Origin of the sequence: Faecalibacterium sp. IP-3-29, assembly GCF_023347335.1 — a bacterium.
GTDB lineage: Bacteria > Bacillota > Clostridia > Oscillospirales > Ruminococcaceae > Faecalibacterium > Faecalibacterium duncaniae.
In genome coordinates, this window is record NZ_CP094471.1 from 2,825,902 (window position 1) to 2,841,672 (window position 15,771).

Annotated in this window: 21 protein-coding genes; 8 read left to right on the plus strand and 13 right to left on the minus strand. The window is 58.3% G+C overall.

What is annotated here, in order from left to right:
• Positions 1-114 precede the first annotated feature (114 nt).
• From MTP40_RS13560 to MTP40_RS13580, 5 genes are all read left to right on the plus strand, one after another.
• A complete protein-coding gene (locus tag MTP40_RS13560; RefSeq protein ID WP_249259539.1) occupies positions 115-1,428 on the plus strand; it encodes an SMP-30/gluconolactonase/LRE family protein in 1,314 nt (437 codons plus the stop codon).
• Between the two features lie 141 nt (positions 1,429-1,569).
• Positions 1,570-2,130: a TIGR01440 family protein gene (locus tag MTP40_RS13565; protein WP_154277133.1), complete on the plus strand. Its 561-nt coding sequence runs from the start codon at positions 1,570-1,572 to the stop codon at positions 2,128-2,130.
• A gap of 6 nt (positions 2,131-2,136) precedes the next feature.
• Positions 2,137-2,856 carry a YggS family pyridoxal phosphate-dependent enzyme gene (locus tag MTP40_RS13570; RefSeq protein ID WP_097771342.1) on the plus strand — a complete coding sequence of 240 codons (720 nt, stop codon included), beginning with the start codon at positions 2,137-2,139 and terminating at the stop codon, positions 2,854-2,856.
• Between the two features lie 54 nt (positions 2,857-2,910).
• Complete coding sequence (locus MTP40_RS13575; protein WP_005934623.1) at positions 2,911-4,701, plus strand: ABC transporter ATP-binding protein; 1,791 nt, start codon at positions 2,911-2,913, stop codon at positions 4,699-4,701.
• Between the two features lie 13 nt (positions 4,702-4,714).
• Complete coding sequence (locus MTP40_RS13580) at positions 4,715-5,299, plus strand: sugar O-acetyltransferase (protein WP_098924203.1); 585 nt, start codon at positions 4,715-4,717, stop codon at positions 5,297-5,299.
• Positions 5,300-5,367: 68 nt separating this feature from the next.
• On the opposite strand, the gene MTP40_RS13585 is transcribed toward MTP40_RS13580, so the two are convergent.
• The 13 genes from MTP40_RS13585 to MTP40_RS13645 all read right to left on the minus strand — a co-directional run bounded on the left by MTP40_RS13585 (position 5,368) and on the right by MTP40_RS13645 (position 13,100).
• Entirely contained in the window at positions 5,368-5,811 is a 444-nt protein-coding gene (locus MTP40_RS13585; protein ID WP_227622235.1) for a DUF6773 family protein, read from the minus strand.
• A 3-nt stretch (positions 5,812-5,814) separates the two neighbouring features.
• Positions 5,815-6,012 carry a helix-turn-helix transcriptional regulator gene (locus tag MTP40_RS13590; RefSeq protein ID WP_005934630.1) on the minus strand — a complete coding sequence of 66 codons (198 nt, stop codon included), beginning with the start codon at positions 6,010-6,012 and terminating at the stop codon, positions 5,815-5,817.
• Positions 6,013-6,304: 292 nt separating this feature from the next.
• Positions 6,305-6,742 carry a GNAT family N-acetyltransferase gene (locus tag MTP40_RS13595; protein ID WP_227622233.1) on the minus strand — a complete coding sequence of 146 codons (438 nt, stop codon included), beginning with the start codon at positions 6,740-6,742 and terminating at the stop codon, positions 6,305-6,307.
• Between the two features lie 85 nt (positions 6,743-6,827).
• Entirely contained in the window at positions 6,828-7,778 is a 951-nt protein-coding gene (locus tag MTP40_RS13600; protein ID WP_097773228.1) for an ROK family glucokinase, read from the minus strand.
• Positions 7,779-7,963: 185 nt separating this feature from the next.
• Entirely contained in the window at positions 7,964-8,773 is an 810-nt protein-coding gene (tatC, locus tag MTP40_RS13605) for a twin-arginine translocase subunit TatC (protein ID WP_156066665.1), read from the minus strand.
• A gap of 3 nt (positions 8,774-8,776) precedes the next feature.
• Entirely contained in the window at positions 8,777-8,983 is a 207-nt protein-coding gene (tatA, locus tag MTP40_RS13610) for a twin-arginine translocase TatA/TatE family subunit (RefSeq protein ID WP_005934643.1), read from the minus strand.
• Positions 8,984-9,077: 94 nt separating this feature from the next.
• On the minus strand, positions 9,078-9,608 hold the full coding sequence (locus tag MTP40_RS13615; protein ID WP_249257583.1) for a Sec-independent protein translocase subunit TatA/TatB: 531 nt from the start codon (positions 9,606-9,608) through the stop codon (positions 9,078-9,080).
• Between the two features lie 223 nt (positions 9,609-9,831).
• Positions 9,832-10,716, minus strand: coding sequence for a fumarylacetoacetate hydrolase family protein (locus tag MTP40_RS13620; protein WP_249257584.1), 885 nt, complete (start codon positions 10,714-10,716; stop codon positions 9,832-9,834).
• A 15-nt stretch (positions 10,717-10,731) separates the two neighbouring features.
• Complete coding sequence (locus MTP40_RS13625) at positions 10,732-11,283, minus strand: DJ-1 family glyoxalase III (RefSeq protein WP_117533755.1); 552 nt, start codon at positions 11,281-11,283, stop codon at positions 10,732-10,734.
• 72 nt (positions 11,284-11,355) lie between these two features.
• Complete coding sequence (locus MTP40_RS13630; RefSeq protein ID WP_005934651.1) at positions 11,356-11,655, minus strand: YerC/YecD family TrpR-related protein; 300 nt, start codon at positions 11,653-11,655, stop codon at positions 11,356-11,358.
• A 103-nt stretch (positions 11,656-11,758) separates the two neighbouring features.
• The gene (locus MTP40_RS13635) at positions 11,759-12,250 is read right to left on the minus strand and encodes a GNAT family N-acetyltransferase (RefSeq protein ID WP_097773195.1); all 492 of its coding nucleotides are present in this window, start codon (positions 12,248-12,250) and stop codon (positions 11,759-11,761) included.
• A gap of 8 nt (positions 12,251-12,258) precedes the next feature.
• Positions 12,259-12,780, minus strand: a complete 522-nt coding sequence (locus MTP40_RS13640) for a nitroreductase family protein (RefSeq protein ID WP_005934653.1) — start codon at positions 12,778-12,780, stop codon at positions 12,259-12,261.
• A 137-nt stretch (positions 12,781-12,917) separates the two neighbouring features.
• Positions 12,918-13,100: a hypothetical protein gene (locus tag MTP40_RS13645; RefSeq protein ID WP_005934654.1), complete on the minus strand. Its 183-nt coding sequence runs from the start codon at positions 13,098-13,100 to the stop codon at positions 12,918-12,920.
• A 434-nt stretch (positions 13,101-13,534) separates the two neighbouring features.
• Here MTP40_RS13645 and MTP40_RS13650 point away from each other — a divergent pair, with 434 nt between their 5' ends.
• The 3 genes from MTP40_RS13650 to MTP40_RS13660 all read left to right on the plus strand — a co-directional run bounded on the left by MTP40_RS13650 (position 13,535) and on the right by MTP40_RS13660 (position 15,735).
• Positions 13,535-14,482: a hypothetical protein gene (locus tag MTP40_RS13650; protein ID WP_249259540.1), complete on the plus strand. Its 948-nt coding sequence runs from the start codon at positions 13,535-13,537 to the stop codon at positions 14,480-14,482.
• A gap of 100 nt (positions 14,483-14,582) precedes the next feature.
• The gene (locus MTP40_RS13655; protein ID WP_035394617.1) at positions 14,583-15,170 is read left to right on the plus strand and encodes an RICIN domain-containing protein; all 588 of its coding nucleotides are present in this window, start codon (positions 14,583-14,585) and stop codon (positions 15,168-15,170) included.
• Between the two features lie 76 nt (positions 15,171-15,246).
• Positions 15,247-15,735 (plus strand): NUDIX hydrolase, encoded by a 489-nt coding sequence (locus MTP40_RS13660; protein ID WP_249259541.1) that lies wholly within the window; start codon positions 15,247-15,249, stop codon positions 15,733-15,735.
• Positions 15,736-15,771 lie beyond the last annotated feature (36 nt).

Genomic DNA, 15,771 nt, shown 5'->3' on the forward strand with positions numbered 1-15,771 from the left:
ACCACAAAAGCTCTGCAAGAAACAGCAGGAGCCTGCCGCCCGCTTGCTTCTCTGCTATAAAGTGTGCTATACTGATTTGATAAAAACAACCATCAGAACAAAGGAAATCTGCCTATGCGCATCGGATTCGTTGAACTGCTTCTCATCCTGCTCATCGCGTCACTGACCATCGGGCCCAGTGCGGCCCTGTGGGTAGACCGCTGGCTTCGCCGCGCCAACCGGGCCAGCGCCGCCGCTGCACGCCGCCGGGCCGTGCAGGAGGCCCAGCGTGCCGCCGAGCGGGAGGAAGTGCTCCAGAGGTTCCAGAAATTGAGCATCGTGTTTACGCTGGCCGCGGTTGCTGCGCTGATCTGGGCGCTGGTGCTCCGGCCCATTGAGGCTCCGCCCAAAGCCTACACCGCCCCGGATCACCGGCAGGCCTCCGGCGCGGCGCAGGCAGCGCTTTCCACCGACCGCAGGGAGATCTGGGATCTGGGCGGGTATCAGGGTGTGGACTGCATCCGCACCCGGGATGGCCTTGTCTATGCGGCGGCATGGAACGGCTCCTCCCTGAAGAAACGCACCAGCGATCTGGTGCGCACCGACGGCGGCAACGCTGCGGTCATCCTGAGCGTAGAGGGCGAGCTGACCGGCTTTGCGTTCGATGCTGCGGGAGACCTGTGGCTCACAGTCCTCACCCCTGCCGGGGGCACCCTCTGCCGCGCCCGGCACGACAGCTGGGGCGCTTCGGTGGAGCAGGTGGTCACGCAGATCGACGGAGCCCCGCTGGGGGCCCTTTCTGCCGTGGAGGTCGGTGCGGACGGCAAGGTCTACTTTGCCGTGGTCGGGCAGGAGAGCGCGGAACATGGGCTGGAAAGCGCCCTGCGCACCGAGCTGCTGGCCCACACCGGAACAGGTGCGGTATACGTTTATGATCCCGCCGCCCGCACCGTGGAGCAGGTGGTGGGCGGCATTGCCGGAGCGTCCGGCCTTGCGCTGGACGAGCGCACCCAGACCCTCTACATCTCCGACCTCGGCAGCCGCTGCATCTGGAGCGCTGCGGCCTCTGCCCGCAGCCTGACCGCAGGGGGCAAGGGCTGTCAGAGCAGCTTCAGCGGGCTGCCGGGCTATCCCGGCACGCTGGCGCTGGATGAGGACAGCACCCTCTACATCAGCTACCGCTGGGCCAGCTCCAGCTGGCTGGAACGCCATGCAGGCAGCACCTTCCTGCGCGGTGTGGCCCTGCGGCTGAGCGAATCGATGCAGGAGAACCTGTTCTCCCTGCCCGCCGACGGCATCCGCGCCGAGGCCGTTTCCACCGCCAGCGGAAGCTGGCTGTGGAGCTTTTCCGGCAAGCCTCAGGGCAGCAGCTCTGCCCTCTGCCCGGTGGAGAACCGGGTGTATTTTGGCATCGCGGGAGAAAAAGCGCTTTATTCTGTACGGGTCTGAACCGCTCCGTCACGCTTCGCGTGCCAGCTCCCCTGCCAGGGGAGCTCTGGGCATCCCGGAAAAATTGTTGTAAACGCTTGGGCCCAACAGAATACAAAACATCGGGTCATCGCGGCAACCGATCGATACGAGGTAATTGATATGACAGACGCATTCAAACAGCAGATCCAGGCGGAAGCCCGGCAGGCAGTGGAAGAGCTGCTGGAACAGGCAAAGCTGAAAAAAGGCGACGTGTTCGTGGTGGGCTGCTCGTCCAGCGAGATCGTGGGCGGGCACATCGGCAAGGACAGCAGTCTGGAGGCCGCGCAGGCCGTCTACGCAGGCATTGCACCGGTGCTGGCTCAGCGCGGCATCTGGCTGGCGGCACAGTGCTGCGAGCACCTGAACCGGGCCATTATCATGGAGCGGGAAGCCGCCGAACAATACGGCTGGGAGGAAGTGTGTGTTGTGCCCCGGCCCCATGCGGGCGGCAGCTGGGCCACCACCTGCTGGAAGCAGTGCAAAGACCCCATTGCTGTGGAGGAGATCCGCGCCCACGCCGGTATCGACATCGGCGGCACCCTGATCGGGATGCACCTGCGCCGGGTGGCCGTGCCGGTGCGGCTGAGCCTGAACCGGATCGGGGAAGCAAACATTCTCTGCGCCCGCACCCGTCCGAAGCTCATTGGCGGAGAGCGCGCAAAATATACCGAGGAGGACTGATGCCTTATGGCAGAAAAAACACCGGAAGAGATGCGGGAGGCCGTGCTGGCCATCCGTGAAAAGATGGCCGCCGCTGCCCGGGAGGCAGGCCGTGACCCTGCCGAGGTCCAGCTGTGCGCCGCCTGCAAGACCCGCACCGCTGAAACCGTGGCCGCAAGTGCCGCCCTGCCCATTGACGTGTTTGGCGAAAACCATGTGCAGGAGCTCTGCGCAAACTTTGACGCAGGCGCTTACTGCGGCAAGCCCAGCCATTTCATCGGACACCTGCAGACCAACAAGATCAAAAAAGTCCTGGGCCGGGCCAGCCTGATCCAGAGCGTGGGCAGTGAACATCTGCTGACCGCCATCGAGAAGGAAGCCGCCAAAGCAGGCATCGTGCAGAACGTCCTGCTGGAGGTGAACATCGGCGGAGAGGAGAGCAAGAGCGGCGTTTCGCCGGAGGCGCTCTGGCCCCTGCTGGATGCCGCTGCCGCACAGGAGCACATCCGGGTCAAGGGCCTGATGGCCATTCCCCCGGTCAACGATGACGATGCACAGAATCGCCGGTACCTCGCCGCCGTCCATGACCTGTTCGTAAAGGCCGGGGAGCGCGGCTATTCCAACGTGGAGATGCAGACCCTCTCCATGGGCATGAGCGGCGATTACGAGAACGCCATCCGCGAAGGCGCAACGCTGGTGCGCATTGGCACCGCGATCTACGGCGAACGGGATTACAGCAAAAAATAAGCCTCTCCGTCATCGCTGACGCGCAGGCTGAGAAGTTGAAATCAAGGAGGAACCATGGCAAAACAAAACATCAAAGACCCCGGTGCGCATCACAACAGCAGCGGCGCGCTCATCCGCCGCTTTTTACCCTATCTGGCAAAGCACAAGGCAGTGCTCTTTCTCGACCTGTTCTGTGCCGCGCTGACCACCCTGTGTGACATCTTCCTGCCCAAGATCATGAGCACCATCACCAACTCGGCCATGGGCGTGGGCATCACCCTGACCACCGGCATCGTGCTCAAGCTGGCGGGCATCTACTTTGTGCTCCGCATCATCGACGGTGCGGCCCAGTATTTCATGTCCGGCATCGGCCACATCATGGGCGTGCACATCGAAACCGACATGCGCCGGGATGCCTTTGACCACCTGCTGCTGCTCGACCACACCTATTACAATAATACCAAGGTCGGCACCATCATGGGCCGCATCACCAACGATCTGTTCGATGTGACCGAGTTTGCCCACCACTGCCCCGAGGAATTTTTCATCGCCTTTATCAAGATCCTGGCCTCCTTCATCATCCTGTGCCAGGCCAGCATCCCGCTGACGCTGGCGGTGTTCGCCTGCGTGCCCCTGATGGGCGTGGTGTCCGTTTATCTGAACGGCCGTCTGCGTGCCCGGTTCCGGCAACAGCGCATCCAGATCGGTGAGCTGAACGCTACCATCGAGGACAGCCTGCTGGGGCAGGGCGTGGTAAAAGCCTTTGCCGCCGAGGAGCAGGAGCGCGCCAAGTTCGAGCAGGGCAACAAAGACTTTGAGCACATCAAAACGCTGGGCTACTACGCCATGGCAGCCTTCAACACCTCCACCCGCCTGTTCGACGGCCTGATGTATCTGGTGGTCATTCTGGCGGGCGGCCTGTCGCTGGTCAACGGTAAGATCACCGCCGGTGACCTGGTGGCCTACATGCTCTATGTCACCACCCTGATCGCTACCATCCGCCGCATCGTCGAGTTCGCCGAGCAGTTCCAGCGCGGCATGACCGGCATTGAGCGCTTTGCCGAGATCATGGACACCCCCGTGCCCATCCACGATGCCCCCGATGCCCGGCCCCTGCAGCCCGGCCCCGGTGCCATCCGGTTTGACGATGTCAGCTTTGAGTACCCGGACGACCACAACAAGGTGCTCCACCATGTCAGTCTGGACATCAAGGCAGGCGAGCGGCTGGCTCTGGTCGGCCCCTCCGGCGGCGGCAAGACCACTCTGTGCAACCTCATCCCCCGCTTCTACGATGTGACCAGCGGCCACATCTACATCGACGGGCAGGACATCCAGCAGGTCACCCTCAAGAGCCTGCGCGAGGACATCGGCATCGTCCAGCAGGACGTGTACCTGTTCAGCGGCTCTGTGGCGGATAACATCGCCTACGGCAAGCCCGATGCCACCCGGGAGGAGATCATCGAAGCTGCCCGTCTGGCCGGTGCAGAGCGCTTTATCATGGCCCTGAAGGACGGCTTCGACACCTATGTCGGCGAGCGCGGTGTCAAGCTCTCGGGCGGCCAGAAGCAGCGCATCGCCATTGCCCGGGTGTTCCTGAAGAACCCGCCCATCCTGATCCTGGACGAGGCCACCAGCGCACTGGACAACGAGAGCGAGATCCTTGTGGGGCAGAGCCTGGAAAAGCTGGCCCATGGCCGCACCACCCTGACCATCGCCCACCGCCTGACCACCATCAAGAACTACGACCGTATTCTGGTGCTTGGCTCCGAGGGCATTGTGGAATCCGGCACTCACGAAGAGCTGCTGGCAAAGCAGGGCGTGTACTACCGCCTGTGGAACCAGCTGCCCGGTGAGGACACCTTATAACAGGAGAACGTTTATGACAGAACGTGAAAAATGGGAAGCAGGTCTCTGGTACGACGCAAACTACACCCCGGAGCTCTGTGCCGAACGAGAGAAAGCCGAGGAGCTCTACACCGAGTTCAACCAGACCCGCCCCTCTGAAAAAGCAAAGCGGGCAGAGCTTCTGCGTCAGCTGCTGCCCCACATGGAAGAACATGTGGTCATTCTGCCGCACCTGTATGTGGATTACGGCTATCACTGCTTCATCGGTGCGGGCACCTACATCAACCACGGTGCTTACCTGATGGACTGCGCAAAAATCACACTGGGCAGGCACTGCTTCATCGGCCCCAACTGCGGCATGTACACTGCCATCCACCCCATGCTGCCGGAAGAGCGCAACAGCGGCCTTGAGACCACAGCCCCCATCACACTGGGGGACAACGTCTGGCTGGGCGGTGATGTCACCATCCTGCCCGGGGTCACCATCGGCTCTAACACGGTCATCGGTGCAGGCAGCGTGGTCACAAAGGATATTCCCTCCGGCGTGGTGGCCGTGGGCAACCCCTGTAAGGTGCTGCGGCCTATCACCGAAAAAGACAGCATCCGGTATCAGAAATAATTGCAACAACAAAAAGCGGGACCGCTGAGTTTTCAACGGTTCCGCTTTTTGTTGTGGAAAATCAGGTGTTATTTTTCTTCCGGTTCATCGTCCAGCTTTTTCCGATTCTTCTGCACCAGATGTACACAGAATTGGAGCAGTGCAAAGCAGAGCAGACCTGTCGAAACACCAGTAAACGCAGCGCCCATCCAATAGCCATAGGTCAGGCCACACAGCACCGTAACCGCCACGGCCGCCAGCAGAGAACAAACCGCATTGGCTCCCATACTGGAAGAAAGATGGCGGTCCCACAGGCCATTCCGGACGCACTCTATACAGGTGTAACCACATCCGGCCATAAAAACGACCCATTCTCCGGTCGCTTTATCTGCATTGCCCGTCATCATCTGAATCACCATTGCGGCCAGCAGACCGCCCCACATCAGCCAGAAGCCACGCCTCTCAATTTTGGACATGGTCTGCTCCTGCATCTCATCCAGAACATTTTTCTTGCTGTACAGTGAAAATTTCATTTCTCATTCCTCCCAGAACAGTTCATCCAGTGTTTTTCCCAGAATTTTGCAGATGCTGCGGCAGAGATTGATGGTGGGGTTGTACTCGCCCTTTTCGATCGCGTTGATGGTCTGGCGCGAGACCCCAGCCGCTTCTGCCAATGCCCCCTGCGTCATATCTTTTTCCGCGCGGGCAGCTTTCAGTTTCAGATTCTTCGGCATCCTGTCACCTCGTCCATTTCCTGTGAGGGTAAGCTCATTCCCTCTGGATACAGAATAGCACTCACCAGACATTATGTCAAGTATAATTTACTTTTTGTCTTGTATTTTATATTTCAAAAATAGAAAAAGCCCCGTGTCCGGCATATCGCACCGGCACGGGGCTTTGCAATGATTTCAGAAAAACGTTCCCGGCCCGCCGGGATGTAAGGATGCAACCGGACGCGCTCCAAAATCCCGGAGATAGTGCTGTTCCAGTTCGTCCGTTTTTGCCTCAAAAATAACCACGGCAGATTTACAATCGTTTTTTCATCAGCTTCAGGTTCGTTGCTTCCGCCATCCCGAAGCCGCCGTAAAAGTGCATGTGGTGTGCATCATCCGGACAGACCAGTTCAATCACCTGTGCACCACGTTCCCGCACACGCTGTTCCACTTCTTGGAGAAGTAATCTGCCATACCCCTTGTTCTGATACTCCCCGAAAATCAGGATCTCGTCGAGATAATAGAATGTAAATTCATCGTAGCTTTCCAAAAAACCGATGACAAGCCCTGTTGGAATATCGTTGTCATCTTCTTGCATCAGACAGAGGGAATCCTCCATCGTTACCATCTGACGGATTCGCTTATATGCCTTTTCATAAGTCCAGCACCCGCCAGAATGTTGGTTGTAGTGGTTCATATAAAGCGTTGCTGCTTTTTCAACATTTTCCTCTGTAATAGGGGTATAATTCATTGATTCAGCTCCTTCTTCTTATAAAATAAAAATCCCCATGCCCACACGATTGAGATGCGGGCATGGGACCATGAAATATCAGGTTTTATTCTCCCACGATGAGCCGCACAGCACCATAGATGCCGGCATCATTGCCGAGGGTAGCGGCAACGATGGGGGTCTCGCGGCAGGAGCTGAAGGCATAGGTCTTGAAATGCTCCCGCAGGGGGTTGAAGAGGACATCTCCGGCACGGGCGACACCGCCGCCCACCATAAACATCTCGGGGTCGGTGGTGGAGGCAATAGAGGCCAGCGCCATGCCCAGGATGTCGGTCATCTCGTCCACCTCACGGGCGGCCAGTGCATCGCCTGCACGGGCGGCATCAAAGACATCCTTGGCGGCAAAGTCGGTGCCGCGCAGGGTGCAGGGGGTGTCCGGGTTCTCGTCCAGCAGCTTCTTCATACAGCGGACCACGCCGGTGGCGCTGGAATACTGCTCCAGACAGCCGTGCTTGCCGCAGCCGCAGACCGCCGTCTCGTGGGGGTTGACGGTGATGTGGCCGATCTCGCCGCCTGCACCGTGTGCACCTTCGATGATCCTGCCGTTGACGATGACACCGCCGCCGACACCGGTGCCCAGCGTGACCATCACCGCGCTGCGGCAGCCCTTGGCACAGCCCATCCAGATCTCGCCCAGCGCGGCCACGTCGGCATCGTTGCCCACCAGCACCTTGATGCCGTCCAGCAGGCCGGACAGCTGGATGGAGACGTTCCGCTCACCCCAGCCGCCGAGGTTGGCGCAGACAATGGGCACGATGCGGCTGTCCAGCACAGGGCCGGGCACACCGACACCCACGCCCTCCACCTGCTCGGCAGTGATGCCGTTTTCCTGCATCTTGTCCTTCACGGCCTTGGCCAGGTTCCCGAGGATGTGTTCACCTGCATTGGAGGTGTCGGTGGGCACCTCCCACTTTTCCAGCAGAGCGCCCGCCGTGGTAAACAGGCCCACCTTGGCCGTGGTGCCGCCCAGGTCGATGCCGAATGCGTACTCTTTCATATTCATTTACCCCTTCTTTGCGGCGGTCAGGCCGCCGGTTTTCTCATCGTTATCATTATAGCATATCCATTTGCAAAAGACAGCGGCTGAAACAGGATTTATGCAAAAAGCCGAAAATCCGTTTCGATTTTTGGCAAAGCAAAAGGCCCTCCCGCAGTGGGAGGGCCGGAAAGCCTTGGGAGAACTTACTCTTCGTCAGAGGATTCCTCTTCGTCATCCTCATCCTCGTCGTCATCATCCGTCTTGGGCTTATAGAAAATGCCGCTGAGGAAGATGCTGATAAAGTACAGCAGGCACATGGGCACAGCCACGAAGCACTGCGACACGATATCGGGCGGGGTGATGATGGCTGCGACCAGGAAGATCAGGACAATGGCAACGCCGCGGCCCTTCTTCATGATCTCGGGGTTTGCAATGCCCATCTTGGCCAGAATGATGGTGACCAGAGGCATTTCAAACACACAGCCGAAGATGATGAACATGGTCAGGCAGAGGTTGATGTAGCTCTCGATGCTGATGGATGCCGTGATGTAATCGGTACCCTCCAGCGTGACGAGGAAGTTCAGCATGAACGGCAGGGTGACCTTGTAGGCGAACAGCACACCTACGCAGAACAGAGCCAGACCGAACAGCAGCACCAGCCGGAAGAAGAATCTCTCGCTCCGTTTCAGGCCGGGTTTTGCAAAGGCGTAGACCTGATACAGCGCCACCGGAATGGTCACGATCACCGCAGCGATCAGGGACACCCGGAAATACTGCATCAGCTTTTCCTGCGGGGCCAGGAACACGAAGGTGTAGTTCGCATTCATTGCCATGGCCGTCAGCAGGTCGATCAGCTTATCCGAAATTGCCAGGAAGCCGATCACGCCCACTACAAACACCGCCGCGCAGATGATCAGCCGGTTCCGCAGCTCTTTCAGATGTCCGGTCAGCGTCATGCTGCCGTCGTCCGACATGACTTCGGCTTTCTTTTTGCGCTTCACGTTGGTAGCCACAAATTACTCCTCGTCCTTCTTCTCAGCCTTTTCCTCGGTCTTGGTCTCGGCAGGCTTGGCGTCGCCGTTCTCATCCACGTCTTCCATACCTTCCTTAAAGTTCTTCATGGTCTTGCCGAACATCTTGCCCAGCTTCGGCAGGTTCTTGGGTCCAAAGATGACCAGAACGATGATCAGAACAATGATAAGCTCCTGAGGTCCGATTCTCATAATAATAATCTCCTTTTTACTCTTGCCGCGCCGCTCTGGCGGGCTGGATTCCAGTTTTTATCCTACAACCGCGGGCGCGGGTGTATCCATGTACTTAGACCTTTGCCTCTTCGGCAGGGGCAGCTTCCTCAGCGGGAACAGCCTCGGCAGGGGCTTCGTTTGCAGCGGGGGCCTCCTCGGGCTTTTCCTCTGCAGCAGGCTCTTCTGCCTTTTCCTCTGCCTTCACAGGCTCAGCGGCAGGCTCCTCCGCCTTGACAGGCTCTTCGGGCAGCTCCTCCACGGTATCCTCCAGCTCGGCCACTTCCTCGACCTCTTCGGCCTTCTTGGCTTCTTCCTTGCTGGTCTTACCAATGTTGGTAAAGCTCTTGGTGACATCCTTCATGCTGTCGTCGATGTCCTTCTTGATGTCGGTCAGGGGAGCAACGGCTTCCTTGATGGGGGCCTGGATCTCGTTCAGGGGCTCCACCACATTCTTCTGGATCTCCTCGGAAGCGGCACCGGTGTACTTCTTCAGCTCCCGCAGCATCTTGCCGAGCTTGCGGGCGTACTCGGGCAGCTTATCGGGGCCGATGACCACGAAGGCCACGAAGGCCACCAGGAGCAGCTCTGTAAAACCAATTTTCATAGCGTTCCAATTCCTTTCCTCTCACACAACAGGCATCCTTTGCGGCCTGTCGTGCTGTTACTGCACAGGGGATGCGGCGCGATGTGCGCCTTTGTTGCCCTATGTATACCGGAAGTGTGTGAACTTCAAATGAACTTATTTTGAATAGTATATGAACAAGAGCAATTTTGTCATCAATTATATAACAGCTCGGATATTCACGCTCAGATATTGCATTTCGGAATCACTCGACCGGATTGGTCAGTGTGCCAATGCCCTCGATCTCGCACCGCACCACATCTCCGGGCTTGAGGAACTGCGGCGGGTCCATGCCCATGCCCACACCCGCCGGGGTGCCGGTGGCAATGATGGTGCCCGCTTTCAGGGTCATACCCTGCGAAAGCTCGGCAATGACATGGTCGATGTCAAAGATCTGCAGGGCGGTATTGGAATCCTGCCGCTTCTCGCCGTTGACAAAGCTGCGGATGCCCAGCCTGGGCGGGTAGTCGGCAAAGGCATCTGCCGTGACGATGCAGGGCCCGATGGGGGTAAAGCCGTCCAGACTCTTGCCGAAATACCACTGTTTGTGCGCCGTCTGCACATCCCGGGCTGAAACATCGTTCAGGATGGTGTAGCCGAAGATGTAGTCCCGGGTCTGACCGGCGGGCACATCCCTGGCATCCCTGCCCAGCACCACAGCCAGCTCACACTCATAATCCAGCTTTTTCACCAGATCGGTGTGGGCCTCGATGGGGCCGCCGTCCGGCACGGCGCGGGTCACGCGCTTGGAAAAGTAGATGGCATCCTCGTGTTTGGTGGCAAAGGCAGCGGCAGAATATTTCTCCGCCTCATCGGAGTGGGCCATATAATTGATGCCCAGGCAGATGACATCCTGCGCCGGGGCCGGGATGGGGCTTTCCAGTGTGACGGCCTCCACAGGCAGAGCGGGAATGCCCGCAATGGCCAGCGACAGCCCATACCGCACCTGCGGGGTCAGAAACGGAATGGCCTCGCTCAGGGTCTCATAGCTCAGGCCCAGCCAGCTCAGCGGCCAGACCTGCCGTCCATCCTCCGATAAAATCGCCGGGTCTTCCACGCCGTCCGGCAAGCGGCAGGTAATAAAGCGCATACCGCATCCCCTTTCTCAGTGCCGATACGCAATGGCGTTCCGGATACGCTCCGCCTCTGCCTGACCGGCCAGCTGGCGCACCAGTTCCAGTGCAAAGGGGATGGCACCGCCCAGCCCATAGCTGGTGGTGATGTTGCCATCCACCACGACCTCTTCATCGTGGACGATGGCACCGGCCAGCTGATCCTGGAAGCCAGCGTGGGCGGTGGCGTTCCTGCCCTCCAGCAGGCCAAGAGAGGCCAGGATGCTGGGGGCGGCACAGATGGCGGCCACCTTCCGGCCTGCCCTGGCAAAGGCGGCACAGGTCTCGGTGACCGTCTTGTTGGCGGCAAGGTTGGGTGTGCCCGGGATCCCGCCGGGCAGAACGACCATGTCCACATCGGAATAATCCACTTCCTCGGCCAGCGCATCGGCGGTCAGGTGGATCTTATGGCTGCTCACCAGCTCCCTGCGGCCCATGGCAGAGGCCACGATGACCTCCACCTTGGCGCGGCGCAGCAGGTCTACCACCAGCAGAGCTTCGCACTCCTCGGTGCCATCGGCAAAAAATACAACTGCCTTACTCATCTTTACAGACTCCCTTCTAAAAAAGCGCACCGCAGGGCGGGTGCTCCCCTGCCCCGCGGCGCGCGGTCCGTGTTATTCTTCGGCGGGCTGTTCCGCCTTTTCTTCCAGCAGGCGGCGCAGCACGCTGTCATCCTTGCTGATGACCCGGCTCACCCGGCTGATGATGGCGCTGGACGCACCAATGTTGCCCATGATGCTGGTATAGCTCTGCTTGTTGACCAGCTTTTCCGCGATGTTATACCGCTGCTCCATTGCACTGAGCTCGGCGTAGCTGCACACATCCTGCAAAAAGCGGTAGCACTCCTCAGGCGTTTTCAGCTCCAGCAATGCAGAATACAGGCCGGACTCTCCGGTGGGATGATCTTTTGCCATGGCTTGTTCCTCCCCTATCGTTCAGGTTGGGTCTGGCCCGCGCGGGGCACTTCAATACACTACTTTATTGTAGTGCAAACGCGGCAAAAAATCAACGGGAAATTTACAGCATTTTTTCCAGTGTGGTCAGCTGCATGGAAATGCCCGCAGCTTCTGCCTCGGCGGGGCCCAGCACGCGGTAGCCCTTGGTCTTGAAGAACTGCAGCACCGGCAGGCACTTGGTGTGCACCTCGCAGTACAGGCGGCCCCGGCCCTCACCCCGGGCCAGACGCTCGCAGGTGGCCAGGATATCCCGGCCCAGTGCTTTGCCCCGGTACTCGGGCTTGAGGTAGAGGTGGAGCAGGTGCAGGGCCGTGTTCTCCATCTTCCAGGCAAAGTAGCCGATGGTCTTGCCGCCCAGCACCACGAGGAAATAGTTCACATCGTTGTCGATGTCTGCCTCAATGGCATCGGCGCTCTGCAGCGTTTCCACCAGCGTGTCCAGCTGCTTTGCAGGGTAATAGCGCTTGTAGACCTCGTGCCAGATCTCACTGGCAAGGTCAGCGTTGGCGTGAATGTATTTGGCCTTTGCGACCAGCTTGTAATCGGGTTTCATAGTGCTCCTTATGCGTATACGATATAATCCGGCTTGCGGGGGGCGGCGGGCCGGGGTTCCTCTGCCGGGTAGCCCAGAATGCAGTGGCCCACACCGATATAGTCCCCCTCAATGCCCCACTTTTTCAGCAGGGCCTTGCCCTCTTCGGTCTCGAACTCTTCCTTTGCGCGGTTGATCCAGCAGCTGCCCAGCCCGATGGCGGCAGCAGCGTTCATCAGGTTGCCCATCACAAGGCTGCCGTCCTGCACGCCACAGCGGGCGTTGGCATCCGCCAGCACCACCAGAATGGTGGGGGCACCGTACATGGGGTCGCCCGTGTTGCCCATCACGGCAGCATTCATCCGGGTGAGCTGGGCGCGGGTCTCGGCATCCTGCACCACCACGATCTTTGCACTCTGGCGGTTCATGGCGCTGGGGGCAAAGGTGCCTGCACGCAGAACGGCTTCCAGCTCTTCTTTCGTGATCTGCTCCGGCTTGTAGGCGCGGCAGCTGCGGCGGGTCTCAAGGGTATGTAAGGTCTCATTGGTCATAGCAATTTCCCTCCCTAAAAGTTCTGGTGTTATTGTACCATACAACGCCGTAAAGTGCAAAACAAAAAGGCGGCTGCGCCTTCCTTTTTGAAAGCGCAGCCGCCTGATTGCTCTTCGTTGGTTTGGAACGAGATGTTTTACAGCGCGGTCTTGATGTTGTGATGCGTGGAGCTGTAACGAACAACTGCTTCCATCAGGGCAACGGGCCACAGAATGACCTTACCCAAGATCTCGGCCGGCTTGACATCCACCGTATCCATGCTGTTGATGCCGAACAGAACCAGACAAGCAATGCCGCAACCCAGAATGTAATAGTACATAAGTCAAACCTCCTATATTTTTCTCACAGGCTTACGCCTGAAGCTCAAGTGTCGGCGGGGCGTTTTCCGCTCTCCGCATCCTTACTATACCGCAGTTTTGATATAAAGTCAATATCCAAAAACGTGAAACAAATTAAAGTTTCTTTTGAAAGCCGTTTTGTTCATGTAAATAAAGCAGTAAAGTTCGCTTTGCTTTATAAATGTGAAGTCAGTGTCCTGAATTGGCCGTGAGCCGGAAACAAATTGTTCATATTCTGCCCTGAAAGAGGCCGAAAACGGTCGTTTTGTACTTGTAAGAAAAACAGGAAATGGTGCACAAAGCTCCATCTGCAATTTTGTGCAGAGCGCCCTGCAATAACAGCTGTTTTTCATACGTTTACAGGTTAAGGAAAGACGTGTCGGAATTTTTTGTTTTTTGAAGTGAGGACACCGCCATGAAGAAAATTTTTCGCAAAAAAATTTTTGCTTTTTTCCTCTCGGCCCTGCTGGTGCTGGCCCTTTCCCTGCCCGTTTTTGCGGACATGGGCCCCAAGCCCTCGGTCACGCTCAAGCTCTATTACACGCCGGGCCAGCGCTATGCGGTCACCCTGCTGGGCAATACGGCCCTCAACGGCCCCTGGACCGCCCCGGCAGACTACCGGGAGCGGATGGGTTCCCGGGAGGCCTGGGAGGCCTTCCGGAACTACCCCGCCCCCGAGGGCTACTACTTTCTGGGCTATTTTCAGGAATACCCCGGCACGGCCGACGAGGAGTTCGTCTGGGGCTACTACCCGCCCAACAAGTTCTATGTTTTACTCTATAATATAGAGACTGGTACATTCTACCGCAGCGAGGAGCCGGTGGAGCGCTATGCCTTTTCCAGCGAGTGGCAGGTGCTTCTCGATTTCCAAGACGGCCTGCGGGTCTACCACAACCGCAACGATTCCGACATCCTTTCCTCCTTTGCCGCCCGGGTGCTCATTACCCTGATTTTAGAGCTGACGTGGGGCATCCTGCTTTTCGGGCTGCGCGGCCCCGCCCAGCGCAATCTCATCGGCAAGGTCAACCTTGCCACGCAGATCATCCTGAACCTCGGGCTGTGCTATGGCACGCTCTATCTCGGGCCGATGTTGGGCAATTTCCTTTATTTTGCACTGGAGGTACTGGTGTTCTCCGTGGAGGCCTTTGTCTACAACCGGTATCTGCCCTGGCCGGAGGGCAAAAAGCCTCACCCCATCCTCTATGCGCTGACCGCCAATCTCCTTTCCTTCGGCATCGGGCTGGAATTGAACACTCACTGCACCAACACGCAGATCCGGCTGATCGGGCTGATCTGTCTGGTGCTGTGGTATGCCGGGCCGTGGCTCTGTCGAAAGCTGCGGAAAGTGCAAAATGCACAATAAAAAGAAAAAAATTCGTCAAGAATCAATCTTGTTGCGTACCGGGAAATCCGCTATAATAGAAGCGTCAAACCAGATTTTACCAGAAAGGAGACACGGACGTATGGCAAAAGCATCTCAGGTCGTTTTACTGGAAAATGAGTTTTACCTCATCAAGGCACCCAATGGGAAGGTGTTGGAGATCAAGAACTTCAACACGGAGAACGGCGCGGCCATCCGTCTGTGGGACTACGCCGGGCATCCGTGGCAGCAGTGGCAGTTCGTGGATGCCGGCGAGGGACGCTGGCGGATCAGGAACCGCTTTACGGGCAAGTTCATCGATCTGGCCCTGGGCGGCGTGGTCGAGGGCACCTGGCTGCACCAGTGGGGCCGCACCAGCGGGCTGAGCCAGTGCTGGGAGCTGGAGTCCACCCGGAACGGCCGCACCCGCATCCGCAACGTGCTGGCCGACAAATACATCGACCTTGTGGGCATGAACACCTCCAACGGTGCACAGGCCCAGATCTGGAATTACGTCTCGGGCGGCAATCAGGAATGGAACCTGGTGCGCGTTGACCCCGACACCGCGCAGACCAACGCCCGTGCCGAGGAAAAGCGGGACCCGGAGCCCACGCCCTCCCAGCGCAAGCACCAGAATGATCTGGTGCGGAAGCTGAACAACGCCGGAAAAGGCCGGGCCGCACGGAAATAAGAAACGATAAAAGCGTCCCACAGGGGGCTCCCTGTGGGACGCTTTTTGTAATGCTGACAGAAACGGAGAATTGCTGATGGATCCCAAATTTCCCATGCGCAACACCACCCTGTGCTATCTGGAACAGGATAATGCCTACCTGATGCTCCACCGCGTGACCAAGAAGAACGACCTGAACCACGACAAATGGATCGGTGTTGGCGGCAAGTTTGAGCCGTTTGAAAGCCCGGAGGACTGCCTGCTGCGGGAAGTGCAGGAGGAGACCGGCCTCACCCTGACCTCCTACCGCTGCCGGGGCGTAGTGACCTTTCTTCTGGGCGAGCTGACCGAATACATGTTCCTTTACACCGCCGATGCCTGGACAGGCACACTGGTAAAGGATGCCGCCCGGAACGAGGGCATTCTGGAATGGGTGCCCAAAGAGCAGGTGGAGCGGCTTCCCATCTGGGAGGGCGACAAAATCTTCTTCCGCCTGCTCAAGGAGGACAGACCCTTTTTCTCGCTCAAACTCCGATATGAAAATGATACGCTGGCTGAAGCCGTGTTGGACGGGAAACCTTTATAACTCCCTCAGTCACGGCTTTGCCGTGCCAGCTCCCTC